Below are 23,807 nucleotides of genomic sequence, written 5' to 3'. Positions count from 1 at the left end.
AATTCATGCTAGCCGCCGAATAAAAATGACGCCAGCGTCATTTTTCAATTTGACACAGGCGTCATTTTTGTCGAACGTCAATCCCATGGGCACTTTGGGAGGAGGAACCCCATGACTGCAAAGCGTGTCGCCGTGATCGGCGCCGGACCGGCCGGTATCGCGGCCATCAAGAATTTCACCGATCTCGGTTTCGATGTCGTCGGCTTCGACCGCTGCCAGGGCGTCGGCGGCAACTGGCGCTTCGACGATCCGACCGGCCATTCGAGCGTGTTCGAAACGACCCACATCATCAGTTCGAAATACACCTCGTCCTATGAGGACTTCCCGCTTCCCGCCGATGCGGCCGACTATCCGTCGCATCGTGTGCTGGCGCGCTACTTCCAGGACTACGCACGGAATTTCGGCGTCACCGACCGGATCCGCTTCGAAACGGAAGTGGTCAAATGCGAGCCCGCCCCTGGCGACCGCTGGTCTGTCACCTGGCGCAGGACCGGGGATGACGGGACAACGACCGAGGTGTTCGACGCGCTCTGCGTCTGCAACGGCCACCACCACACGCCGCGCATGCCCGACTATCCGGGCACCTTTACCGGCAAGATGATGCATTCCCACGAATACAAGCGCGCCGCCCCCTTCGCCGACCAGCGCGTGCTCGTCATTGGCGGCGGCAATTCGGCCTGTGACGTGGCGGTCGAAACGTCGCGCGTCTCGGCAAAGACGGCGATCAGCTGGCGCCGCGGCTACTACCTCATTCCGAAGTTCATGCTCGGCCAGCCGGTCGACAAGCTGTTCTACCGCTTCACCTGGCTGCCCAAGCGCCTGCAGCTGGTGGGCCTGGAATTCCTGCTCAATCTGCTCCAGGGAAAAAACCGCGACATCGGTTTGCCGGACCCGGATCACCGCATCATGGCGACCCATCCGACGCTGAATTCGGATCTCTATCTCGCCATCCGCCACGGCAAGGTCCAGCCGAAGCGCGACATCCAGCGCCTCGACGGCAAGCGCGTCCATTTCGTCGACGGCACCTCGGAAGAGTTTGACGTGATCGTCGCCTGCACCGGCTATCAGATCACCCATCCCTTCCTCGACAAGGCCGTCATCGATCTGTCGAAGGCCCCGGTAAGGCTTTACCAGAAGATGCTGCCGGAGAAGCTGAAGAACATCTACTTCATCGGCCTGTTCCAGCCGCTCGGCTGCATCTGGCCCGGTGCCGAGCTCCAGGCCAAGCTCGCGGCGCGCCACCTGGCCGGCCTCTGGCAGCCCAGTGCACCGCTGTCGCAGCTGATCAATCATGAGCTTGCCCACCCGGATGTCGATCAGGTCAATTCCCCCCGCCACACCGTGACCGTCAACGACATGGCGTTCCGCAAGCGGCTGAAGGCGGATCTCGCCCGCTCGACGCCGGTTCCGGCCCGCCTCGGCCTCGCGGCCACTCGGGTCGAAGCGGCAGAATGAACGCCATCCTGAGCGAGACGCTTCGCGGTCCCGCCGGTTCCCTCGCCATCCGTCGCATGGATGCCAAGGGAAAACGGCGCGGCACCCTGCTCTTCATTCACGGCGCCTGGTCGTCCACCTGGTACTGGGAACCTCACTTCATGCCGTTCTTCGCCGCCTCGGGCTTCGATGTGGTGGCGCTCGACCTCAGGGGCCACGGCAGGAGCGACGGAGAGATCCGCTGGGCGACGATCGACGGCTATGTGGCGGACGCCGCCGCCGTTGCCGCGACGCTCGAAGATCCGGTCGTCGTCGGCCACTCCATGGGCGGCCTCGTCGCCCAGCATCTTGCGGCTCGCCATCCGGTCGCCGGCCTTGCGCTCCTCGCCTCCGTCCCGCCCTGGGGCGCCTGGTCGGCGCTGTGGCGCGTGGTCCGTCAAGACCCGGCAAAGCTTCTGGCCTGCACCCTCGCCTTCGACCTGAAGCCGATTGTTGCCGACGCCAGCCTGGCTCGCAGTCTTCTTTATTCCCGCTCTCCGGCGGAGAAGGATATGGATCCCTTCCTTCATCACCTCGGATCGGAATCCTATCTCGCCTTCCTGGGCATGCTGTTCCGCCATCCGCCGCGCCTGCCCGCCGGACTTCCCCGCTTCGTGCTCGGCGCCGAACGTGACAGGCTCTTCCCGGAGAAGACCGTTTGCGCCACCGCCCGCCGGCTCGGCGTCGAGCCGCGAATGGTCGCGGGCGCCTCGCACATGCTGACCGTCGAACACTGCTGGCAGGATGCGGCGGACGCCCTGCTCCACTGGCTGGAACGGGAGGTGCCGGCGGCTCGCGCCGGATCTCCCGCCGCCCACCGATGACACAAACTGGATGAGGAGTGAGTGACATGCGCAGGAAATCGATACTCATCACCGGGGCCGGCTCCGGCATCGGGCTTGAAACGGCCCTGCTCTTTGCCGGTAAGGGCTGGCTCGTCGGCGCCGCGGACATCGATGCCGCGAGCCTCGAGCGGCTTGCCGCCCGCGCACCGACCGGCGCGATCGTGCCGCTGGTCGGCGACGTCACCGACCGCGCCGCCGCGATCCGCATGACCGACACGTTCCTGGAGCACACCCTCGGCTATCTCGACGTCGCATTCCTGTCGGCGGGCATCCTGCGCATGGGTCCCTTCGTCGAGATCACCCCGGAGGACCATGCCCTGATCAACAGGGTCAACATCGACGGCATCCTGACCATGATCGGCGCCACGTTCGAAGCGTTGAAGAAGACGCCGGATGCCCATCTGATCAGCATGAGTTCGGCCTCGGCCGAATATGGCGTGCCGGAGCTTGCCGTCTATGCCGCCTCCAAGGCTTTCGTGCGCAGCCTGACCGAGGGCCTGGCGATCGAATTTGCCCAGCATGGCATTACGGTCAGCGCCATCACGGTCGCCTATGTCGCGACCCCGATGGTCCACGACGCCAAGGTGAAGTCACGCTCGCTGCAGAAGCTCGGCGTCAAGATCACCCCCGACCGCGTCGCAAGGACGGTCTGGCGCGCCGCCCACGGCCGCAAGCTGATGTGGCGCATCGGCCTCGACGCCAAGGTCCTCAACCTGGTCGTCCGCCTCTTCGGCGACCATTTCAGCATCATCGCGAGACGGCTGGGCGGGTATTGAGCACGGCCGGATGGCGAAAGGCCTCGACCTTTGACAATATTTGCCAATCTTTGCCATGCTGACGAAAAGGAGGCAGCCATGGCCACCATGAACGTATCGCTGCCGGACCCCATGAAGGAATGCGTGGACGCTCAGACGGACACGGGTCGCTATGCCAATCCCAGCGACTACATCTGTCACCTGATAAGACAGGACCGGGAGCGCGCCGAAAAGGTTTCGGCCATGCAACGCCTCGTCGATGCGGGCCTCGAAAGCGGAATTGGCAACCGTGACAGGGAAGAACTGTTCGACAAAGCAATGAGGCTCTGGGCAGGAGGGTCCTGAGCGCGTCGGCCGCCCTCACGCAGCGGGTCCGGGTCCGGCAAGCAGCAATATTGACTCAATTCGAGGACAGCAGCATGAAGCCCACCATTCCTCTGACGCTGAAGACGAAGATTAAACTTGTCCTGTTTGCGATCTTCCGGCCGCAACGGTTCGTCCAAGCGGAAATCCTCCACAATAGCCAGATTAATGAGGCCCATCTGAAGCGAGGTCCGGACCAATCACAGTCGCGAATTAATGCGGTCAGGTCGGCATTGTGGAACGCCCTCCAGGCATTCGCCATTTCCTGCACGACCGGAGCGGCTCTCGGTGCGTTAAGTTCCACAATATTGGGAAAACATATCGGGATTGCGACCACTGTCATAGTTTGCGGAACGGGTATTCTCCTCTGGGCAACCTTGGCGCTTCAAGGTTGGTCCATACAGAGTTTCAAAGGAGAAACACTAACCGAGCGCGTCAACCAGTGGATATTCCGAACACTATATTGCTTTGGAACATTCTTGATATGTTGGGGCACCCTTTGGTCGGTCGCTTGATCACGGGCAGACACCCTGCCCGTGATCAAACATATCAGGCCGCCTTTTCCTTGGCCCGCCGCGCCAGATGCGCGACCACGTTTTCGATCATCCGCATGCCGGCGTCCTGACCGAGCGTCATGATCGATTCCGGGTGGAACTGGACGGCCGCGACCGGTTCCTTGGTGTGCTCGATGCCCATGATCGTGCCGTCCTCGCTCTCCGCCGTGATCATGAAGTCGCGGTGCAGTGTCGAGGGATCGGCGAAGATCGAGTGGTAGCGGCCGACCGTCACTTCCTTGCCGAGCCCGGAGAAGACGATACCCGGTTCGAGCACGCGGATGCGTGACGGCTTGCCGTGCATCGGCACCGCAAGCTGGCGAAGCTCGCCGCCATAGGCCTCGGCCAGCGCCTGCAGCCCGAGGCACACGCCGAAGATCGGCAATTGCCGAGCCCGCGCCTTCTTGATTGTCGCCTTGCAGTCGAAGTCCGACGGCGAGCCGGGTCCCGGCGACAACACCACCAGATCGGGCTTCATCGTGTCGAACACCTCTTCCGGCACCGGCGTGCGCACGGTCGAGACCGTGGCGCCGGTCTGGCGGAAGTAGTTGGCGAGCGTGTGGACGAAAGAGTCCTCATGGTCGACCAGCAGGATCTTGACCCCCTGCCCCACCGCGGCGACCCCGCGCTTGGCCTTGCTGTCATTGCCGGTCTTGGCGTCGCGAATGGCTGCGATCATGGCGGATGCCTTCAGTTCGGTTTCGGCCTCTTCCTCTTCGGGGATCGAGTCGTTGAGCAGCGTCGCGCCGGCGCGCACCTCGGCAATGCCGTCCTTGATGCGCACGGTCCTGAGCGTCAGGCCCGTGTTCATGTCGCCGTTGAAGCCGACCATGCCGATCGCCCCGCCATACCAGGCGCGCGGGCTCTTTTCGTGCGCCTCGATGAAACGCATCGCCCAGAGTTTTGGCGCACCGGTCACGGTGACGGCCCAGGCGTGGGAAAGGAATCCGTCGAAGGCGTCCATGCCGTCGCGCAGGCGTCCCTCGATGTGGTCGACCGTGTGGATCAGCCGCGAATACATCTCGATCTGCCGGCGGCCGATGACCTTGACCGAACCCGGCTCGCAGACGCGGGACTTGTCGTTGCGGTCGACGTCCGAGCACATCGTCAGCTCGCTCTCGTCCTTCTTGGAATTGAGCAGCTTGAGGATCTGTTCCGAGTCGGCGATCGGGTCGTCGCCGCGCTTGATCGTGCCCGAGATCGGGCAGGTCTCGATGCGGCGGCCGGACACGCGCACGAACATTTCCGGCGAGGCGCCGACCAGATATTCCTGCTGACCCAGATTGATGAAGAAGGAATAGGGCGACGGATTGATTTCCTTCAGCCGCTTGGAGATCTGCGACGGCTTTGAATCGCAGCGCTCCATGAACTTCTGCCCCGGCACCACCTCGAACAGGTCGCCGCGGCGGAAGCTCTCCTTGGCCTTGACGACCAGCTCGGCATATTCGCCCGGACGGTGATCCCCGCGCGGCGGGATGGTGTCAGTATGCTTGAAGGGTTCCGGCGCGATCTCGCCCGACTTGCCTTCGGTCGAAAGCCCGCCCTTGGAAAAGTCGTAGTGATCGATCCAGGCCTTGGCCGAATAGTGGTCGACGACCAGGATCTCGTCCGGCAGGAAGAGCACCATGTCGCGCTGGTCCTCGGGGCGTGCGAGCGACAGCTTGATCGCATCGAACTGGAAGGCAAGGTCGTAGCCGAAGGCGCCGAACAGGCCGATCGAGGAATCCGCTTCCGAGTGGAAGAGGTCCGTGACGGCCCTCAGCACCGTGAAAACGGTCGGGATCTTCGAGCGCTCTTCCTCGGTGAACACCCGGTCCGGCTCGTTGACGACGAGATCGAGGCGGGTGGCGGTCGATGCCCCGAGCGTCAGGTCGGCAACGGCTTTCAGCTTCTCGGCGATAAAGGAGAGCAGCACCTCGCCGCGCTCGTTATAGGCCTCGATCCACACCTTGCGGCCGAAGGAGGAGATGCCGAGCGGCGGATCGATGATCGCCGTGTCCCAGCGCGTATAGCGGCCCGGATACTCATAGTTGGACGAGAACACCGCGCCGCGGCGCTCGTCCAGCCGGTCGACATAGCCGTTGATGGCATCGGCGTAAGGGGTGGGCCGCCGCTGCCGGGTGACGGTGATGCCCCCGCGCGTCTCGTAGGTCTCGCCACCATCGTCCCGAATGATCGTCGCCATGCTTCCGTTTCTCCGTTCTTCAAGGCCCTTGTCCGAGGCGCCTGAATACAAAAAAGCCGCCTCAGGATTTTCCGGGCGGCTTTGGGGTCACTTGTCTTTGGACATGACTGGTCAAGGCCGCGTTAGCGTGCCCACCACCAGTTACCGATGTTCAAAGACTTGATCATGAGCGATTTCATAACCCGGGGCGCCGAGTAGCGCAACCGGGAATCTTGGCGGGCAAAGCCGAATTCCGGCCTGACGGAATCGGGGCTTTTCCACGGGCCGCCACGCGCGTCGCGCAACCTTTCTGCCGCCGAAACGTTGCTCAGAAGTGCCCGATCCAACTGAAAGGCGGACAAATGGCGTCCAGGCTCGCTGCAGCCCTGCTCGGCCTCCTGATCCTCACCGGAGCCGCATTGCCGGAAAAAGGTCCTCTCCCGGACAGAAAACCGGCCGCAATCACCACACCATCCGGACCGGTCGAAGGGGAGACGATCCCCGTCCCCGACCCCAAACCGTCATCTGGCACGCCACCGGCAACTGCTCCGGCAAGGACTGAAACGAACCCCGCATCGCTGGAGCGCCCCCAGCCGCCCATCCCTGGACTTCGCAGGACGCAAGCCGCCGTTGAGACGCCGGTGATCGAGATCGAAAGGGAGGAGGAATTCCGCACCTGCCGCGCAGCGCTCGAGGCGCTCGGTACCGAATTCCGGATCGAGGCTCCGATCGATGACGGAAAGGGTTGCGGCATGAACCATCCGATCACGGTGACTGCGCTCCTGCCCGGCATCCGGATTGCGCCAGAGGCCACTCTCCGATGCGAGACGGCCCTCAAGCTTGCCCGCCTGACCCGCGACGTGATCCTGCCCGCCGCCCGCATCGCGCTCCCTGAAAAGGGCGATCTCACCGCCATCAATCAGGCCTCGGCCTATGTCTGCCGCAACCGCAACAGCGCCGAGACCGGCAAGATCTCGGAGCACGCCCGCGGCAATGCCGTCGACGTCGCGTCGCTGCAATTCGGCAAGGAGACCGTGCCGATGATGATCGCGAAACCGGAGGACGGCACCCTCGCCGCCGCCTTCCAGCGCAGCCTCAATGCCGCCGCCTGCCTCTATTTCTCGACGGTTCTCTCCCCCGGCAGCGACGAGGCCCACAAGGATCACCTGCATCTCGACGTGCTCGAGCGCCGGGACGGCTACCGCTACTGCCGCTGACAGACGAAGAAGGGCGACGCATCGCTGCGCCGCCCTGTCCTGTCGCGGTCCGAAGCCGATCAGAACTTCTGGATGAGCGAGATCTTGAACGTGCGTCCCGCTTCCGAATAGTAGTCCAGCGACTGCACGGTGTTCGAATTGCTCGGCACCGTATTCGGGTTGACGTCCTTGTTGGCCACCGCGTTCCAGTACTTTTTGTCGAACAGGTTGTAGACACCCGCCTGGATGCGCAGCCCCTTCACCTGTTCCGGCTCCCACCACGCGGTGAGGTCGACGATGCCGTAGCCGGGCGCGTCGAAGGTGTTGGCCTTGTTGTCGTCGCGCATGCCGGCCGAGGCGATCAGGCTGAGATCCGTACCCCAGGTCTCCTGCTGGTAACCCACGCCGACCACGCCCTTGAACGGCGCGACCGACCGTACGTAGTCGCCGGTTTCCATGTCCTCGCCATAGGCATAGGCCAGTGCTCCGTGCAGAACGAGGCCGTTGTCGAACTCCTTCTGCGCGTTGAACTCGACGCCCGAGATCTGCACCTTGTCGATGTTGACATTGCTCTGGACGAAGGCCGGATAGGACGGGTTGCCATAGGTCGTCTGGATATCGATGAAATTCCGGTAGCGGTTGTGGAAAGCCGCGACGCGGCCGGTGAAGTCGCCGGTGTCGAAGTTGGCGCCGATCTCGAAGCCGTTTGCCGTCTCAGGCTTCAGGTCGGCATTGCCGAGCACTGCATAGCCGGAGGCCGGGTTGGCGAAGTCGAGATAGAGTTCGTTGACGGTCGGGGCACGATAGGACATCGACCACTGGGCAAACAGTTCTACGGCCGGCGTCAGTTCGTAAGTCGCGAGAAGCTTCGGCGAGAAGCGATTTCCTTCGCTGCCGTCCGGCAGGCCGGTGACGGCATAGCCCGGATTTGCCATGTATGCGTCGGTGAGCTTGGGCTCGTAGCTGTACCAGTCGAAGCGGATCCCCGGCGTCAGGGCGAAGCCACTGTCGCCGAACGAGATCTTGTCGTCGACATAGATGCCGAGGCGCTTGCCGTCGACGTCGGGCATGTCGGACTGGTTGGAATGCAGGCTGCCGCAACCTGCCGTCACGGTGCCGAGCACGCAGGCATCGAGACCCGTCAGGTACTGTGAAGCGCCGAACACGGAGAAGTCGCCACCGACGGTAACCTCGTGACGAAGCGTGCCGGTGTCGAAGCTGCCGGTCATGGAACCGGTGACGCCGACCGCGTTATCCTCGACCTCGTTGTCGCGATACCATGGCCCGTTGAAGGTCCCGACGCGGGCGCCTTCTGCGCCGGCATTCTTGACCAGTCGCTGCCAGTAGACCGAGAACTGGGCGGAATCGATGACCGAAGCCTCGTCCGGGGAAAGGAAGCTGTAGTCGAGGGAGACGCGGTCACGCGCGGTATCGTCGAAGCCGCCGTAGTTGCCGACGGCATAGACGCGGCTCGAACCCGTCGTTGCGCCCTGCAACGTCTTCAGGTCGTTTTCGAAATCGCGGCGATAGCGCTCGGCGGTAAAGCCGATCGTATGACCGCCCTCCAGCTCGTGGCGCGCCTTGAGGAGCACGTTCGACTGGTCGTAGTCGCCGGGATTGGCTTCCGTCCGGGTCGGCCCGATCGTGTCGACATCACCCTGGTTCTGGACTTCGTGGCCCTTCTTGTAGGCGCCCTGGAAGAGCACGGAGCTGTTGCCGACCCGCTTGGCGACCGCAGCCGCGCCGCCGAAGCTGTTGTCCTCGCTGTCATAGGTGAGCTTGGCCATGCCGCCCCAGTCGCGGCCTTCCTCGATCAGGTCGTCTGGCTCCAGCGTCCGCAGCACGATGCCGCCGGCGAGCGCACCGGATCCGAGACGGCTGGAATCGGCGCCGCGCAGGACGTCGAGTGCGGAGATCGACGAGAAATCGAAGCTGTCGCTGCCGCCGTTGGCGTTCGTCGTCGTCGACGGTCCGCCGCTGCGCGCATCATTCGAAAGGTAGGGGATCGGGATACCGTCGATCGTCGTGACGACGCGGGGTCCGCCGAGGCCGCGGATCGTCACCCCGCCCTGGCTCTTCAGGAAGTCGACCCCGGGCTCCAGCGAACGCCCGAGATCCTGGAAGCTGTCGACCTGCTTTTCCTGCAGGTCCTCGGCCGTGGTCTGCGACACCAGCGGGCTGTCGGAGACGACCGTTTTCTGCACCCGCTTGCCCTTGAGGACGATGGGTGCGAGCTCGGTATCACCCGTTGCGGCCTGGCTGGTGGCGGTGGCGCTCTGCGCAAAGGCGCTCCACGACGGAGAGCAGGCGACGAGTGCCGAGCATGCGAGCAACAGGGGTCTGAAATGGCGGGAGGCCATGCAATATTTCCTTTCGACGGCCGCACGAAACCGTTGCCACGCGCATGAGCTCGCGACGGGAGGCCGTTTCCAAATGTGTCAAAACCGAGGCAAAGGGCGTTTGGCGCCCTCTTATTGCCGTCTATAAAACATGATTAAAGGAGTCAACATAATAAACATGATTTTTATAATCATGTATTCGGGAGTACCGACCACGATTGCGCGAAGGACACAGTCGGGCACGCGGTCGGCGCCCGTGGCACCGTCCACTGGCATCGGGAACGCCTGGCCACTGAAGTCAGAACAGTCCTTCGACGAAGCCGTGGTCGTTGAGGAAGATCCGCTCGGCCGAGGGTGAACTCGGCAGGCCCGGCATCGTCATGATGTCACCGGTGATCGCCACGACGAAGCCCGCGCCGGCCGAAAGCCGGACCTCCCTCACATGCACCACATGACCCTCCGGCGCGCCGCGCAGCGCCGGGTCGGTGGAGAAGGAGTATTGCGTCTTCGCGATGCAGACCGGCAGGTGGCCATAGCCCTGCGCCTCCCAGGAGGCGAGCTGGTCGCGCACGCTCTTCGCCGCGGTGACTTCCGCCGCGTGATAGATCTTCGAGGCGACGGTCTCGACCTTCTCGAAGAGCGACAGGCTGTCGGGATAGAGGGGGCGGAAGGCGCCCTGGCCTGAGTCCGCAAGTTCTGCGACCCGCTGCGCCAGCGCCTCGATACCGGCTGAACCGTCTGCCCAGTGCCGGCAGACGATCGCGTCGGCCCCGAGCCGCGACACATATTCCCTGACCGCGGCAAGCTCCGCCTCGGTGTCGGAGGTGAAGTGGTTGATCGCCACGATGACCGGCACGCCGAAGCGGCGTACATTGGCCACGTGTCGCCCGAGATTGGCGCAGCCGCGTGTCAGCGCCTCGACATTCTCCTGGCCGAGCTCTTCCTTCTTCACCCCGCCATTCATCTTGAGCGCCCGGACGGTGGCGACGATCACCGCCACTGCGGGTTCGAGGCCTGCCTTGCGGCACTTGATGTCGAAGAACTTCTCCGCCCCGAGATCGGCGCCGAAGCCGGCTTCTGTGACAACGTAATCCGCAAGCTTGAGCGCCGTGCGCGTCGCGATGACCGAATTGCATCCATGGGCGATATTCGCGAACGGGCCGCCATGCACGAAGGCCGGGTTGTTCTCGAGCGTCTGCACGAGGTTCGGCTGCATCGCGTCCTTCAGGAGCACGGTCATCGCCCCGTCGGCCTTGATGTCGCGGGCGAAGACCGGGCTCTTGTCGCGCCGGTAACCGATGATGATGTCGCCGAGCCGACGCTCCAGGTCGGCGAGATCGGACGCCAGACAGAGGATCGCCATGACTTCGGAGGCGACAGTGATGTCGAAGCCGCATTCGCGCGGAAAGCCGTTCGACACACCGCCGAGCGAGCCGACCATCTGCCGTAGCGCTCGGTCGTTCATGTCCATTGCCCGGCGCCACGTGATGCGGCGCACGTCGATGTCGAGTGCATTGCCCCAGTAGATGTGGTTGTCCACCATGGCGGTCAGCAGGTTGTGCGCCGAGGTGATGGCATGGAAATCGCCGGTGAAGTGGAGGTTGATGTCCTCCATCGGCACGACCTGCGCATAGCCGCCGCCGGCAGCGCCGCCCTTGACCCCGAAACAGGGGCCGAGCGACGGCTCGCGGATGCAGACCATTGCTTTGCGGCCGATCCGGTTCAGCCCGTCGACCAGCCCGACCGTCGTGGTCGTCTTGCCCTCGCCGGCCGGCGTCGGATTGATCGCGGTGACGAGGATCAGCTTGCCGTCGGGCCGCCCTTCCAGCGAACGGATGAATTCGGCCGAAACCTTCGCCTTGTCGTGGCCGTAGGGCACCAGTTGCTCGGCGGGAATGCCGAGCCGCGCGCCGATCTCCTGGATCGGCTTCTTGGTTGCCCCTCTTGCGATCTCGATATCGGACAATGCCATTTCGATAGTCCCTCCCCGTCGCTCTTTTTTCCGAGCATCCCCGCGCCTCGAAAGGATGGCAAGGTGGCCAACTGGTTATTTTTGGCACACCGCAAATCCGCTCCTGGGACAGGGCGACGCACCTGTTGCGCACAGGTTGAAATGTGAGATGATAATGCAATCCAGAGGAGAATGGAGAAGCAAGATGAATCTCGTAGTCTGCTGCGACGGCACCTGGAACACCCCCGACATGGTGGATCAGGGCGTCCCTACGCCAACGAATGTCTGGAAGTTTCACAATGCGGTCGCCCCGGAGGAAGCAAACGGCACGCGCCAGGAACGTTACTACCATCCGGGTGTCGGCACCGACGGCACCTGGTGGGACAAGCTCGTCGGCGGCGGCACCGGCCGCGGCCTCGATCGCAACATCATGAGCGCCTATCGCTGGCTGGCCGGCCTCTACAAGCCCGGCGACCGCATCTTCCTCATCGGCTTCAGCCGCGGCGCCTACACGGTGCGCAGCCTCGGCGGCATGATCTCGAAATGCGGCCTGCTCGACCTTTCTTCGGCCGTTGACGACGACAAGCTCTGGAAGTCGATCGAGGAGGTGTTTGCCGCCTACCGCGCCGAGGGGGCGAGCCCGATCAAGGCATCGAAGGCCCGCCCCTTCCACAACACGGCGGCCGGAGAACTCCCCACCAAAAAGACGCCCATCCATTTCATCGGCGTCTGGGACACCGTCGGCTCGCTCGGCATCCCCGACGACATGGCCTTCCTCAATCTGATCGACGACCCGGACGGCCACCGCTTCCACAATACGGCGCTGAGCGACATCGTCGCCCATGCCCGCCATGCGGTCGCCATCGACGAACAGCGCCAGAACTTCCTGCCGACGCTCTGGGACCCGAAGCCAGGCGCCGACTTGAAGCAGCTGTGGTTCCCCGGGGTCCACGGCGATGTCGGCGGCGGCTATGCCCAGACGGGATTATCGGACGGAGCACTGACATGGATGATCGAGGAGGCGCAAGCCGCGGGCCTCGCCATCCGCGGAAAGGCGCTGTCGCAGCTCGCCCCCGACCCCAACGACGTCCTGCACGATTCCGTCACCGGTCTGTTCAAGGCATTGAAGACGAGACCCCGCGCCGTGCCTTTGATCACAACCCGGCCGCGGTCGGCGGACATCCACGCCTCCGCGCTCGATCGCCACCAGGATCCGCCGCTCGACGCCGGCGACTACTGGACGCTGAAGCCACTGCCGGCGACCGTCGACATCTTCGCGCGCCAGCATTGGAACGCCACCGGTATCTTTCTGGAAAAGGGCAAGACCTACAAGCTCAGCGCCGGCGGCCAATGGATGGACGCCTCGATCAAGTGTGGTCCCGGCGGCACCGCGGACGGCAAGTTTGAACCCGCCGAGATCGCCCAGGTCGCCTCCTCGCTGTTCGGCAAGCTAGAAAACCTCACCAAGACCATCCTGAAGAACGAGCAGGTCGACTTCTGGTGGACCAAGCGCGAGGAGGACGAGGACTGGTTCTGCCTGATCGGCCTGATCGCCAACAACGAGCCGCCGCCGAAGAAGAGCAGCAGGAGCCGCGCCGTCGAACGCCTGCCGCACGAGGTCTTCCGCATCGGCGAAAAGGTGACGATCAAGCCGAAGGCCAGCGGTTACCTCTACTGCTTCGCCAACGATGCCTGGCATGCCTATGAAAACAATCGCGGCAGCGTGAGGCTCACCATCGATCCGACATGACGGAGAGTGCCCGAGGGCCGATCCAAGCCACCTGGGGCCCGGAAGCGAGCGGCAAAGGCCGGCAGACGGGCTTGCCGAGCGGCGAGCCCCCGCTTATGTCTGGCCCCAGACCGTCGAATTGCCTCTGGAGTCCCCGAATGAAATCCCTCGAATTGCTGGTTGAACGGATCATCCTGTCGAGCCGCTGGATCCTCGTCGCCTTCTATCTCGGCCTCGTCGCGGCCCTTGCGGTCTATGCGGTGTCCTTCGGCTACAAGTTCCTGAAAGTCGCCGGCAACGTGTTCAATTACGGCGAAGCGGAGATGATCCTCGCCATGCTCGGCCTGATCGACGCCGCGCTCGTCGCCAGCCTCATCGTCATGGTGATGATCTCCGGCTACGAGAACTTCGTCAGCCGTTTCGACGAAGCCGACGACGAGGTTTCCTTCCTCGGCAAGCTCGACGCGGGCAGCCTCAAGATCAAGGTCGCCTCGTCGATCGTCGCCATCTCCTCGATCCACCTGCTCCAGGTCTTCCTGAACGTGAACCAGTTCACCGACGGCAAGATCATGTGGCTGACGCTCATGCACCTCGCCTTCGTCGTCTCCGCCGTCATGCTCGGCTTCCTCGAGAAGTTGATGGCCAAGCCCAAGACGACCGACAAGCCCGAACGCGAGATCTGACCCGGCATAGAGCTCGCCTTGGCAACCGTTCAAATCCCTGCCTCGAGATGTATACTGCGTGACTATCGCCGAAAATTCTTGATCTGGTAGTTTACAATGAAAGAACTGGACAGGCTTGACCGCAAGATCCTCCGCACGCTGCAGCAGGAGGGTCGCCTCAGCAACATCGAACTCGCCGAACGTGTCAGCCTGTCACCCACGGCGACGGCCGAGCGGGTCCGACGGCTGACCCGTGACGGCTTCATCACCGGCTACATGGCGATTTTGTCGCCGGAGAAGCTTGGTCGCAACCTCCTGGTCTTCATCGAGGTCAAACTCGACCGCACCACCCCCGACGTCTTCGACGCCTTCGCCGATGCCGTCAAACGCTCCGACGACGTCATGGAGTGCCACATGGTGGCGGGTGGTTTCGATTATCTGGTGAAGGCACGCGTCGCCGGAATGGAGGCCTACCGCCAGTTCCTTTCCGAGGTTATATTGCCATTGCCGGGCGTACGCGAAACCCATACCTATGCGGTGATGGAGGAAGTGAAGACCGGTGCTGCACTACCGGTTTGATCACGCGTGAGTTGTCGAACCATGCTTTATTTACCACGCTGCGTGCATTTTTCGAATTCGAGTGAATTTTGGTCGTTCGACCAGTAAAAAAGTTCTGGCTTTTAAGTCCGACTGATATATTTGTTAACGATAACATACCAACAGCTATCAACTTTCGAAATTTCAATGATAATCGCGGAACGTCAATCGCTGCTGAGCGAAGAACTAGCGAGCAGCCAGACACGCGCCCAGCTCATGACGATCATGGCGAGGGTCGCCCGGGAATTCGGACTCGACCATGTCACGATCATGGCCGCTCCGAACCCGAACGACATTCTGATTTCCCCGCTCGTTCTGGAAAGCACCCTTCCCGCACAGTTTGCCCGCGAATTCGACAAGAACCACTTTCTCCGCAACTGTCCCATTCTTCCGCGTTTCAGCAATTCAATCCTGCCGCAGACCTGGCGCCTCGATGCCGAAGGCGAACCGGACAATCTTGAATGCCCGGCCAAGATGAACGAGCTGCTACGCCGCCACAATTTGCTGATGGGCATGATCTTTCCGATGAACTCGGTGGATTCCGGCCGCTATTTCATGCGCTACGACGGTGCGCGTACAAAGCTTCATCAGTCGGAAATGAACGAACTCGGCATGATCTCGCTACACGGCTTCGACATGTTCGACCGGATGCGGCGCGCCGAGAGCGTCGCGCCCAACGTCCTGTCCGCCCGCGAGCTCGAAGTGCTGCGCTGGACCGCCCAGGGCAAGACATCGGTGGAAATCGGCCAGATCCTCGCCCTGTCCGACCACACCGTGAACGCCTATATGACGAATGCCATCAAAAAGCTGGATTGCGTAAATCGAACACAGTTGGTAGCGAAGGCAATTCGTCTGAAGCTAATCAACTAGTTCCTGAAGCGGCACCGGCTCGTCCATCCGCGCGCCAGGGCGGAAAGAGACACCACATTGCCCCTCCGCTTCGACCAGCTGGATCACAAGGAATTCCAGGACTGCACCTCGGTCGGAATGACCGAACACGAGGTGGTCGAACTGGCCCAGTCCTTCCGGCTATACGGCTTCTGGCGGATCGATCTCGACAGCGGTCTGTTCTATGCCACTCCGGATGTCTTCCGCATCTTCGGCATGGAGAGCACTGACGGACGGGTCAACATGGTCGAGTTCCGCTCCCGCATCCATCCCGAAGATCTGCCGATGCTGATGGAGAGCTTCGAGCGCGCCTGCTCGCAGAAGCAGACCTATCACAACATCTATCGCGTCAAGCGCGGCGCCGACTGCTGGAAATTCGCCCGCACCGTCGGGAAATTCAGAAACAAGCCCGGCACCTCCGGCGAACTCGTCGGCGTCACCTACGAGTTCTTCGAGCGTCTGCGCACCGCAGCCTTTTCCGACGAGAACGAATGACGGCGAAGTGCGATCGGCCCGCCTGAGCGGGCCGACGAGCACGCGATGGCTCAGCGGTCCAGCACCGACCGCAGCTCCACCATGTTGGAGCGGACGCGCAGGATGTAGAAGCCCATCGTCGCAAGATGGGTCGGCATGATCCAGCCGTCTTCCGAACCGTTCGAGATGATCGCCGGCTGGATGCGCAGGGAGCCCTGCAGCTGCTTTTCCATCTCCGCCCAGACGGCAGTCAGGTTGCGCTCGCGGATCACGTCGACGAAGTCGGCGCGCACGGCCTGCAGCAGCGCATACTGGGCATAGAGCTGCCCGTAGGCGAACCAGAAGCGGTCGTCGGCACGCGTATCGAACCAGCCGGCGTTAAACTCTTCCGAACGGCGGCGAAGAATGTCGGATGTATTGCCGAGATCGCTCGCCAGGCGGTCGAGTAACTGCACGAGGTTGTCGGCGCGCGCGTCGAAGACGGCCGCGCAGGTTTCGAGCGACGAATTGAACTTGCGCCAGCTTTCGACCGCCGACCGATAATAGCTCGGGGTCGGCGTCTTGATGCCGATCGGGTTGGTGCCGAAATACCAGGTCCCCTCGTCAAACTGGATGTTGCCGCGCGCATCCTGCAGGTCATTGTTCATGCCCGAGGTGCCGCGCACGCGACCGAGATTGTCGGCAAGCTCGATCGCCACGCGCCGCGCCACCTGATTGACGCCGCGCTGGAATGAGGCCTTGTTGTCGAAGAACGGCGTGTGATCCCAGTCGACCCCGAACAGACCGATCTTGTAGAGCAGCGTCGAAGACACCCAGGCATTCTGGTTGACATTCGCATCCGTGAGATCGGCGACGACAGTGACGATCGCCGAATTCTGGCACACACCCGGCTTGGCGCTGTCCTGCTGGCCCGCGGCCACCCTGCGGTCGTTGAACTTGTAGGGCTGGGCGAATTCGGTGTTGAAACCGTACCAGAACTGCGTGCGCCAGAAGAACTGGCCATAGAGCGCGATCAGCACCAGGACCAGCAGGAGGATCGGTCCCTTGATCAGCCAGTTGCGCCGCTGGTACCAGCCATGCGCGGCCAGGAACGGCCACAGCACGGCGGCCACGGCCAGCCCGACACCCCGGCCGATCGCCGCAAAGATGCGCTGGAAGAACGCGATGATCGGATCAAGCATTGTCGTCTTCTCCTATGCCGTAGAGGCGTTTGCGGAAACCCGCCTTGTCCTGCAGATAGGTCTGCGACAGGCGCGATACAACGAATTCCCGGAACCCATCGCTAAACCCTTCGTAGGCATCATAAAAGCCCTGCTTGTCGAAAATGAAACGCGACACGAAGTCGAAGGGCGTCATCTGCGAGATCAGCCGGTTCGTCAGCCACTGGTCGGGATGGTCGGGCCGGGCCCGGATCAGGAGGAACCTGAGCGCCGGCGCGACCTCGGCGATGCGCAGGCTGCCGGTGGCGGCAATCGCGCGGGTCATCTCCTGGAGGAAGGGATAGGTCCCGTCCCTTGCCACGCTCTCCGCATTGCGATGCAGGAAAGTCTGCAGCCACACCGCGTCGACCTTGGAAAAATCCATGACCGGGTCGCTCACATAGGCAAGCCCGATGGCCGCCATTTCGGCACGCAGGGCATAAAGCCCGGAGTCTGCGACCCAGCTCGCCCGCGGCAGCTCGATCCGCCCGGTCTTGGCGAGGAAGTCGAAGATCTGCGCGGGGTCCTTGATCGAGATGTAGCTCACCTGCCACGGCCTGGACCTGCGGAAACCCGGCGCCGACGGGTCGCAGATCACCGTGGTCGCCTTGTCGTCGACGAACACATAGGTTCCGCCGAAATGATTGGCCCAGAAGGCATCGTGGCGGAAGACCAGCTTGTCCGGCACCAGCACGTTCTGCCGGATGTCGCCGGTGAGCCTGGCGAGTTCCACCATCCGGTTCAACAAGGCATCGTCGCGCCAGGCGTTCGGCTCGCTCTGCAGCCGGTCGGCAAGCTGCCTGAGCTCCCCCGCCTTGCCCAAGAGATCCTCCGCCGAGAGCACCCGGAACTGCACCTCGTTGATCGACAGCAGATCCTCGAGGCTCTCCACCGTCGCGACCGAATCCTCGATCTCCCCGTAGAGCGCGTCCTTGATCGTCACCGCGTTGATCGCCCGCGCATTGGCGGTGAAAAACTCGTGCATCAGCCCGGCAGTGTTGGAAAAGCTGGTGTGAACCACCGGAAGGCTCTCCTGCTCGGGCGTCAGAATGACGAAGCGCCGGTTGACCCGGTTCGGGTCGAGATAGTCCCTGTCGCCAAGCTCTGCCGCGATCTGCGGGGAAAAGCCGGTCATGTCGATATCGAATTCGGTGAGCGCCGTGGCCTTCAGCCCGAACCCGGAAAGCGCCTTGTTGTAGCGCGCCACGAGATGCGGCTCGGTGACGGCGAGCAGCCGGCCATAGATCAGTTCAGCTTCGAGGAGACGGTTCATGCCGACCACCTGCCCTCGCGCTTCATCGCCTCGATCTCGCCGATCGCCCGCTCGCGCTGCCGTTCGCGGCGGATGATCTCGGTGACCGCCGCCTCGTCCGACTTGTCGGCATAGCGGAACTCGCTGTCGGCATAACGATTCACCTCCTGGAGGATCATCTCCATGGTGACCGGCCCGCGAAGCTCGGAAATCATCGCCTTCTTCTCGTCGTAGCTCTTGTGCATGAACACCTCGGGCGCCCCGAACCATTCGTCCGGCAGCTCGACGTCCATCGCCCGCATCTTGACCGCGTCGGTGATGTTCTTGATCGCCCGGCCCGTGAAGCGCGGCTCGGCGAGCTTGATCTCGTGTAGGTAGCCGCCGATGTCGGCGATCGTCTCGATCTTGCCGTTTGCCTTCTCGTAGCGCTCCCAGACGGCGACCAGCCCGTCTTCCTCGGGCCGGTTGTGCTTGTCGTAGGAAACCCCGACGGCGCGCTTGATCTCCTGGTTGGCAAAGAGCTGATGCTCGCCGAGCGGGATCGAATGGTTCTTGCCGATCAGCAGCGCGAAAATGTCGATATAGTCTTCCTCGCTCTGCGGTCCGTCGATCAGCCAGCGCGCCCCGGCCCGTTGCCGCAGCGCATCGTCGACATTCTCCGGATAGTTGGAAAACATGCCGAAGGTGGCGTTGCCCCTGACCACCGTCGAGGCGCCGGCAAAGCTCTCCATCAGCACCGCCGTCACCTCGTGCTGACCGGCGGATGCCCGGTCGTCCGAACGCTTGGCCGCCACCTGGTCGACGTCGTCGATCGTGCCGAAGCCGATCACTCGCGGATTGATGACGTTGTTGATGAAGGCCTTGGCGTTCTGCCCGGATTTGCCCTGGTAGGACGAGATCTGGTCGACGCCGAAATTCTCGTAGTGGAAGGCGTAGCCGGCGACCTCGCAGTAGTCGTTGAGCAGGCCGGCGATCATCTGGATGAGGATCGTCTTGCCCGTTCCCGGCATGCCGTCGCCGATGAAAGTGAAAAGGAAACCACCGAGTTCGACAAACGGATTCATCTGCCGGTCGAAGTCGTAGGCCATCATCATCTTCGCCAGTTTCATCGCCTGGAACTTGGCGATGTGATTGCCGATGATCTCTTCGGGTTTCTTGAAGGTCATCACCAGCGGCTTGCGCCTGGCCCCCGGCGCCACGTCGAAGCCGTCCAGCGTGAAATCGTCCTGGTCGATGCGGATATGGTTCGCCTCGAAGGCGGCAAGCCCGGTGAAGCGCGCCTTGCGCGCCACCAGCCCGTCGATCGAACCCCGCGCGAAGGCACGACAACGCGCCGTGAGTGCTGCATCGTCGGCGGCACCCTTCACAACCGCGTCGAGCCCCGCGACCATGCTTTTCAGCGCATCCTGCGGCGTGTCGAACAGGAAGTCGGGCTCTGCCGTATCCTCGACCGGCTCGCCCTCCCCGGGCAGGGTCGACAGCAGGTAGGCGGAGAGCGAAAAGGCCGCGACATAGGCGGAAGCGGATAGCAGCGCCTTGAAGCGGGTCGCCTCCTCGCCCTGCAGCGGCGCCGAGATGTTGCGCGCCTGGAGCTGTTCGAGATCCGTCTGCCGGGCGAAGTCCTCACCGATCGCCAGCGCCACCTGGACGCCGCGCCGCACCCGGTAGAGCACGCTATGCTGGGCAGGCGTCATCAGCGGATCGCCGCTGCCGGTCGACTGCACGGTCTTCGAAAGCTCGACCTCGCGCGTGCGCCGGACGCCGCCGGTCGAGACCGTCGGCACGAAGCGCCGCCCGGTGCCGGCCAGTGCCGTGCCGCCCGCCCCCTCGCCCGGATCGAGCGCCACGAAGCGCGTCACCAGCCCCTGCGCAACGGCCAGGTGCTTGGCGATCTCGTCCTCGCGAATAGTCGTCAGGCCTGCATTCAATCCGTTGCTCATGACCTCAAACCTCGCTCACGACCTGATTGCCGGAAATGACGTGGACCTTGTAGTCGCCGAAGATCGCATTGGCCTCACCCGAGGCGTAGAGCGCCTGGTAGGCGTCGTGCGGCACCAGCGCATGCTTCTCGTAGGCCGACACTCCCATCCGCGCCGCTTCCAGATTGTTGGTGTCGATGTGGAATTCCTGGGTCGCCGGCGTCGAGGAGAAGAAGCCCTTGGTCGCCGGGCGCTCGGCCTTGGAAAAGACCTCCTGCATCGTCCAAGTCAGGAGCCAGGCATTTTCGGGCTTGCGGACCCGCGACAGGATCTCGTTGATCTTCGCATTGTTCTCGGTGATGCCCGCCGAATAAAACGGCCCGAGCACGATCCGCCGGAGCTGCTTCGGGTGAAGCGTCGGAAAATCCTTGTCCATGTTCGTCGCGATCGTCGCCGGCGTCAGCGAATAGGCGCCGTTCTTGCCGGCGAAATCGTCGAACTTCGCTGCAAGCTGCGGATTGAGCAACCCACCCACCGGCAGCGGAATGTCGACGTCCGGATTGATCTTGCCATCCTTGCCGACCAGAAGCTCGACGATGTTCTCCGAACTGTCCTCGATACCGGCGACATAGATCATCGGCAGGGTATTGGTTCCGTCGAACACCGCCCATGTGACGACGCAATACGGCCGGCCCGATTTTTCGCTGACGCTGACGCGAACCGTTTCCGGCAGGACGAAGGGCGAGAAGATGTCGCCCTTGCCGATCTGTTCGAGATAGATCCGCTCGGCCATCTGCGACTGCAGCGCCGACGGGAAGGACTTCGTCCTGAGGATGAAATCCGCCATCTCCGCGCGGATCGCCTGGGCGTCCGGAAGCGCCGCGAGCCGCTGGCCGGCGCTCAGCCGGTCGTTTTCCAGCTCCAGCACGTTCTGGAACACCGGAAAGCCGCTCTCGGCGCGCGAAATGCGGAACTGCTCGGTAAACCCGATGCGGTTCTCCCAGCAGGCGAACGAATTCTTCAGCCGCTGGACGTAGGGCAACAGCAATTGCCCGGCGAAGCCGCTGCCCGGCAGCGCCAGATCCGGGTTGGAGAGATAAGTCTCAAGTCCCCCGATCGCCGCCGCGATCGACTTGAAATACTGCGCAACGGGGCCACCCTTCTCATCGAGCATCGTCTGGCTTCTTCCCCTTGGTCTTCATCGGCCCGCTCGCGCCGGCTCACTTCGTCCCGATGAACGGCACGGCCGAACCCGGGATCATCGTCGTCGGCAGTTGTCCGTTCCACCGCTCCGCCGCCGTGAGCTCGATCAGCGAAGGATTGTCGCGAAGTGCGGCACCCTTCGCTCGGATCGCATCGGCCTCCGCCTCCCCGGCCAGCCGGGTTGCGGCCGCCTGTGCTTCGGCCTGGGCACGCACGGCGTCCGCCTGGGCATTGGCCTGCGTGACCGTGATCTGCGCCTGGACCTTCTCGCGCTCGGCATTCTGGCGCAGCTTCTGCACCTCGACCTCCGCCAGCATCCGGTTTTCGATCGACTGCTCGTAGGCGTCGGAGAAATCGATGTTTTCGATCTGCACGCTGTCGATCAGCACCGGCCCCTTGACGGAATCGCGAATGGCGGCCTCGGTCTCGGCATTGAGCCGCACCCGCTCCTGGATCGCGGTCACCGCATTGAACTGGCCGAACACGTTCTTCGCCTGCTCGAACACCCGCCGGTCGATCAACCGCTCGACCAGCCCCTCTTCGCTGCCGTAGTCGGCATAGATCCGCTCGACCTCGGCGGCAGGCAGCCGGTAGTTGACCGAAAGCGTGATCACCGCCGCCTGCTGGTCGCGCGAATAGGCCGGCACCGAATCGTAGATCTGCGCACGGCTCTGCACGCTGATCTTCACCACCCGGTCGAGGAACGGGATCTTGAAACCGAGGCCCGGCTCGGCCGTACCGACCACCGCTCCGGTCCGGAGAATGACCCCGCGTTCGCCCTGATCCACGGTGTAGAAGGATTTCAGGCCGAACATGACGAGAACCACGATGACGGCCGCGACCAGCAGCAGCCGGCCGAGCCGGCCGCCCGCTCCCGCTCCACCGTCACCGCCCGTTGCGGCGTTCAAGATAAATTTGGACATTCATTCCCCCGAGGAGAGACGTAAGGCCGCGACGCCCGCAGGACTGGCAGCGAAGGCTCGGCACTCCGGCCGGCCGGATACGGCAAGTTTCCGTTTCCGGCCGGAAGAGACCGCGCCGTGGCGTCAGGGCTTCACGTAGTTGGCGGAATTGTGCTTGTCGAGCACCGTCTGGAAACGCCGCGCGAAGGCCTCGTCGGCCAGCTTCTTGCGGCGCTGGATGTCCTGCGTCGCCAGCATGTTCTTCTCGTGCAGCTCGAGCAGGTCGCCGATATGCTTCTGCGCGGCGGCACCGACGCCGGCCATCGTTTCCTCCGCCGCGGTATCGACCTGGCTGCCGAGCGTGTTGATCTTGTGCGCCACGTCCTGCTGCGCCGCCGTCTTCAGCGAGTCTTCGAGCGCCTTGTAGAGCACGATGCGCTGCTCGGTATCTATGGTGAGCTTGTTGATGAGCGTGTTCTGCGCGGCGATCTGGTTGTTGAGCGAATCGACGAAGGTCTGGAACATCGAGGTATAGCGCTCGAGAGTCTGGCTCTCGGCCAGAAGCTCCTGCTCTTTGGCCTGCGCCTGGTTGTACTCCGTAGCAAGCTTCGAGCGCTCGCCTTCGAGCTCGGTGCGGGCCGACTGGTCGGTCGAGGCGGCAATCTTGTTTTCCAGGTCGAGCAGCATCGGATTGAGTTCCTCGATGCGCTTCTGCGTCGTCTCGAGGCCGGCAATCGTCATCTTGCGGCGCTCGATCACCTGGATCAGGCTCGCTTCGGACGTCTTGTAGCGCTGATCGAGCACCGAGCGCTGGTCCTTCAGGATACCGACGATGCTGTCCGACTTGGAGAGAAGTTCCTGCAGGTTGCCGGCCAGCGACATGTTGCGCACGCGATCGGTGCGCAGGCGCTGCGCCTTCTGCTTGGAGAAGATGCCGATGAACTTTTCATAGCCGGTATAGCTCTTCATGCTCTCGAATTCGGAGCCGAACACGTTGGTCGCATCCTCGAGCCCGATGATCAGGTCGGCGATGTTCGCCTCCATCACCTTCTGCTGCTTGATGACGTCCTCGATCCGGGCGTTCTCGATGTCGAAGTTCACGTCGCCGAGCTTGGTGTCAGCCTTGGCGAACTGGTCGAGCACCCCGCCGGACTGGTCCAGCTTGCTTTTCATTTCGTTGACGATCGTGCGGGTCTTCTCGATTTCGCTGTCGAAGGACTGAAGCGAGGCCATGCGGTCTTCTCCCTGTGCTGTCGCGGGTCACCGATCGCCTGTCGATCGGTCAGGTCGCCGCGACCTTATAACAAATGAACAAATTTAGAACCGGCGAGAGGCGCGCCGG

General features: G+C 63.0%; 20 protein-coding genes. 11 read left to right on the top strand and 9 right to left on the bottom strand.

The features are described 5' to 3' along the window. Positions 1–111 precede the first annotated feature (111 nt). The 5 genes from ACX93L_RS03105 (at position 112) to ACX93L_RS03085 (ending at position 3,951) form a co-directional block, all read left to right on the top strand. On the top strand, positions 112–1,455 hold the full coding sequence (locus ACX93L_RS03105; RefSeq protein ID WP_459403477.1) for a flavin-containing monooxygenase: 1,344 nt from the start codon (positions 112–114) through the stop codon (positions 1,453–1,455). Continuing rightward, the gene (locus tag ACX93L_RS03100) at positions 1,452–2,297 is read left to right on the top strand and encodes an alpha/beta hydrolase (protein ID WP_459403476.1); all 846 of its coding nucleotides are present in this window, start codon (positions 1,452–1,454) and stop codon (positions 2,295–2,297) included. The genes ACX93L_RS03105 and ACX93L_RS03100 overlap by 4 nt, the downstream gene beginning before the upstream one ends. Before the next feature lie 26 nt (positions 2,298–2,323). Then, positions 2,324–3,094 carry an SDR family NAD(P)-dependent oxidoreductase gene (locus ACX93L_RS03095; protein WP_459403475.1) on the top strand — a complete coding sequence of 257 codons (771 nt, stop codon included), beginning with the start codon at positions 2,324–2,326 and terminating at the stop codon, positions 3,092–3,094. 78 nt (positions 3,095–3,172) lie between these two features. After that, positions 3,173–3,418 carry a type II toxin-antitoxin system ParD family antitoxin gene (locus tag ACX93L_RS03090; RefSeq protein WP_459403474.1) on the top strand — a complete coding sequence of 82 codons (246 nt, stop codon included), beginning with the start codon at positions 3,173–3,175 and terminating at the stop codon, positions 3,416–3,418. Between the two features lie 74 nt (positions 3,419–3,492). Then, positions 3,493–3,951: a hypothetical protein gene (locus ACX93L_RS03085; RefSeq protein ID WP_459403473.1), complete on the top strand. Its 459-nt coding sequence runs from the start codon at positions 3,493–3,495 to the stop codon at positions 3,949–3,951. Between the two features lie 34 nt (positions 3,952–3,985). On the opposite strand, the gene ACX93L_RS03080 is transcribed toward ACX93L_RS03085, so the two are convergent. Beyond that, positions 3,986–6,175: an anthranilate synthase gene (locus ACX93L_RS03080; protein ID WP_459403472.1), complete on the bottom strand. Its 2,190-nt coding sequence runs from the start codon at positions 6,173–6,175 to the stop codon at positions 3,986–3,988. A 341-nt stretch (positions 6,176–6,516) separates the two neighbouring features. Between ACX93L_RS03080 and ACX93L_RS03075 the strand changes: the two genes are divergently transcribed. Continuing rightward, positions 6,517–7,371, top strand: a complete 855-nt coding sequence (locus ACX93L_RS03075; protein ID WP_459403471.1) for an extensin-like domain-containing protein — start codon at positions 6,517–6,519, stop codon at positions 7,369–7,371. A 59-nt stretch (positions 7,372–7,430) separates the two neighbouring features. On the opposite strand, the gene ACX93L_RS03070 is transcribed toward ACX93L_RS03075, so the two are convergent. Together ACX93L_RS03070 and ACX93L_RS03065 are read right to left on the bottom strand one after the other, a co-directional pair. Continuing rightward, positions 7,431–9,710: a TonB-dependent hemoglobin/transferrin/lactoferrin family receptor gene (locus ACX93L_RS03070; protein ID WP_459403470.1), complete on the bottom strand. Its 2,280-nt coding sequence runs from the start codon at positions 9,708–9,710 to the stop codon at positions 7,431–7,433. Positions 9,711–9,987: 277 nt separating this feature from the next. Continuing rightward, positions 9,988–11,661, bottom strand: a complete 1,674-nt coding sequence (locus tag ACX93L_RS03065) for a formate--tetrahydrofolate ligase (RefSeq protein ID WP_459403469.1) — start codon at positions 11,659–11,661, stop codon at positions 9,988–9,990. Between the two features lie 184 nt (positions 11,662–11,845). On the opposite strand from ACX93L_RS03065, the gene ACX93L_RS03060 reads away from it, so the two are divergent. From ACX93L_RS03060 to ACX93L_RS03040, 5 genes are all read left to right on the top strand, one after another. After that, a complete protein-coding gene (locus tag ACX93L_RS03060; protein ID WP_459403468.1) occupies positions 11,846–13,390 on the top strand; it encodes a DUF2235 domain-containing protein in 1,545 nt (514 codons plus the stop codon). A gap of 137 nt (positions 13,391–13,527) precedes the next feature. Beyond that, positions 13,528–14,052: a TIGR00645 family protein gene (locus ACX93L_RS03055; protein WP_459403467.1), complete on the top strand. Its 525-nt coding sequence runs from the start codon at positions 13,528–13,530 to the stop codon at positions 14,050–14,052. A gap of 96 nt (positions 14,053–14,148) precedes the next feature. Further along, positions 14,149–14,610 carry an Lrp/AsnC ligand binding domain-containing protein gene (locus ACX93L_RS03050; protein WP_169586799.1) on the top strand — a complete coding sequence of 154 codons (462 nt, stop codon included), beginning with the start codon at positions 14,149–14,151 and terminating at the stop codon, positions 14,608–14,610. A 165-nt stretch (positions 14,611–14,775) separates the two neighbouring features. Beyond that, positions 14,776–15,498: a helix-turn-helix transcriptional regulator gene (locus ACX93L_RS03045; protein ID WP_459403466.1), complete on the top strand. Its 723-nt coding sequence runs from the start codon at positions 14,776–14,778 to the stop codon at positions 15,496–15,498. A gap of 57 nt (positions 15,499–15,555) precedes the next feature. Beyond that, complete coding sequence (locus ACX93L_RS03040; RefSeq protein ID WP_459403465.1) at positions 15,556–16,011, top strand: PAS domain-containing protein; 456 nt, start codon at positions 15,556–15,558, stop codon at positions 16,009–16,011. A gap of 50 nt (positions 16,012–16,061) precedes the next feature. Here the strand turns inward: ACX93L_RS03040 and ACX93L_RS03035 are convergent, their stop codons facing one another. The 6 genes from ACX93L_RS03035 to ACX93L_RS03010 all read right to left on the bottom strand — a co-directional run bounded on the left by ACX93L_RS03035 (position 16,062) and on the right by ACX93L_RS03010 (position 23,698). Continuing rightward, complete coding sequence (locus ACX93L_RS03035) at positions 16,062–17,171, bottom strand: DUF2333 family protein (RefSeq protein ID WP_459403464.1); 1,110 nt, start codon at positions 17,169–17,171, stop codon at positions 16,062–16,064. Next, positions 17,164–18,462 carry a DUF6638 family protein gene (locus tag ACX93L_RS03030; RefSeq protein ID WP_459403463.1) on the bottom strand — a complete coding sequence of 433 codons (1,299 nt, stop codon included), beginning with the start codon at positions 18,460–18,462 and terminating at the stop codon, positions 17,164–17,166. The genes ACX93L_RS03035 and ACX93L_RS03030 overlap by 8 nt, the downstream gene beginning before the upstream one ends. Then, positions 18,459–20,381, bottom strand: a complete 1,923-nt coding sequence (locus ACX93L_RS03025; protein ID WP_459403462.1) for an AAA family ATPase — start codon at positions 20,379–20,381, stop codon at positions 18,459–18,461. Before ACX93L_RS03025 ends, ACX93L_RS03030 begins: the two co-directional genes overlap by 4 nt. Before the next feature lie 4 nt (positions 20,382–20,385). Beyond that, entirely contained in the window at positions 20,386–21,534 is a 1,149-nt protein-coding gene (locus ACX93L_RS03020; protein ID WP_459403461.1) for a hypothetical protein, read from the bottom strand. A 46-nt stretch (positions 21,535–21,580) separates the two neighbouring features. Continuing rightward, entirely contained in the window at positions 21,581–22,378 is a 798-nt protein-coding gene (locus ACX93L_RS03015) for a prohibitin family protein (protein WP_459404131.1), read from the bottom strand. A 231-nt stretch (positions 22,379–22,609) separates the two neighbouring features. Next, positions 22,610–23,698 (bottom strand): hypothetical protein, encoded by a 1,089-nt coding sequence (locus tag ACX93L_RS03010; RefSeq protein ID WP_459403460.1) that lies wholly within the window; start codon positions 23,696–23,698, stop codon positions 22,610–22,612. Positions 23,699–23,807 lie beyond the last annotated feature (109 nt).

It is taken from the genome of Rhizobium sp. CAU 1783, assembly GCF_054551725.1.
Note: the sequence above shows the minus strand (reverse complement) of the source record. Positions and strands in the feature narration are given on the sequence as shown.

Excerpts from the sequence above, each read along its gene's own strand:
- ACX93L_RS03035 (WP_459403464.1), bottom strand. The coding sequence starts at position 17,171 with ATGCTTGATCCGATCATCGCGTTCTTCCAGCGCATCTTTGCGGCGATC.
- ACX93L_RS03070 (WP_459403470.1), bottom strand. The coding sequence starts at position 9,710 with ATGGCCTCCCGCCATTTCAGACCCCTGTTGCTCGCATGCTCGGCACTC.
- ACX93L_RS03010 (WP_459403460.1), bottom strand. The coding sequence starts at position 23,698 with ATGGCCTCGCTTCAGTCCTTCGACAGCGAAATCGAGAAGACCCGCACG.
- ACX93L_RS03090 (WP_459403474.1), top strand. The coding sequence starts at position 3,173 with ATGGCCACCATGAACGTATCGCTGCCGGACCCCATGAAGGAATGCGTG.
- ACX93L_RS03065 (WP_459403469.1), bottom strand. The coding sequence starts at position 11,661 with ATGGCATTGTCCGATATCGAGATCGCAAGAGGGGCAACCAAGAAGCCG.
- ACX93L_RS03055 (WP_459403467.1), top strand. The coding sequence starts at position 13,528 with ATGAAATCCCTCGAATTGCTGGTTGAACGGATCATCCTGTCGAGCCGC.
- ACX93L_RS03095 (WP_459403475.1), top strand. The coding sequence starts at position 2,324 with ATGCGCAGGAAATCGATACTCATCACCGGGGCCGGCTCCGGCATCGGG.
- ACX93L_RS03060 (WP_459403468.1), top strand. The coding sequence starts at position 11,846 with ATGAATCTCGTAGTCTGCTGCGACGGCACCTGGAACACCCCCGACATG.
- ACX93L_RS03025 (WP_459403462.1), bottom strand. The coding sequence starts at position 20,381 with ATGAGCAACGGATTGAATGCAGGCCTGACGACTATTCGCGAGGACGAG.
- ACX93L_RS03020 (WP_459403461.1), bottom strand. The coding sequence starts at position 21,534 with ATGCTCGATGAGAAGGGTGGCCCCGTTGCGCAGTATTTCAAGTCGATC.
- ACX93L_RS03100 (WP_459403476.1), top strand. The coding sequence starts at position 1,452 with ATGAACGCCATCCTGAGCGAGACGCTTCGCGGTCCCGCCGGTTCCCTC.
- ACX93L_RS03045 (WP_459403466.1), top strand. The coding sequence starts at position 14,776 with ATGATAATCGCGGAACGTCAATCGCTGCTGAGCGAAGAACTAGCGAGC.
- ACX93L_RS03050 (WP_169586799.1), top strand. The coding sequence starts at position 14,149 with ATGAAAGAACTGGACAGGCTTGACCGCAAGATCCTCCGCACGCTGCAG.
- ACX93L_RS03105 (WP_459403477.1), top strand. The coding sequence starts at position 112 with ATGACTGCAAAGCGTGTCGCCGTGATCGGCGCCGGACCGGCCGGTATC.
- ACX93L_RS03015 (WP_459404131.1), bottom strand. The coding sequence starts at position 22,378 with ATGTTCGGCCTGAAATCCTTCTACACCGTGGATCAGGGCGAACGCGGG.
- ACX93L_RS03085 (WP_459403473.1), top strand. The coding sequence starts at position 3,493 with ATGAAGCCCACCATTCCTCTGACGCTGAAGACGAAGATTAAACTTGTC.
- ACX93L_RS03030 (WP_459403463.1), bottom strand. The coding sequence starts at position 18,462 with ATGAACCGTCTCCTCGAAGCTGAACTGATCTATGGCCGGCTGCTCGCC.
- ACX93L_RS03075 (WP_459403471.1), top strand. The coding sequence starts at position 6,517 with ATGGCGTCCAGGCTCGCTGCAGCCCTGCTCGGCCTCCTGATCCTCACC.
- ACX93L_RS03080 (WP_459403472.1), bottom strand. The coding sequence starts at position 6,175 with ATGGCGACGATCATTCGGGACGATGGTGGCGAGACCTACGAGACGCGC.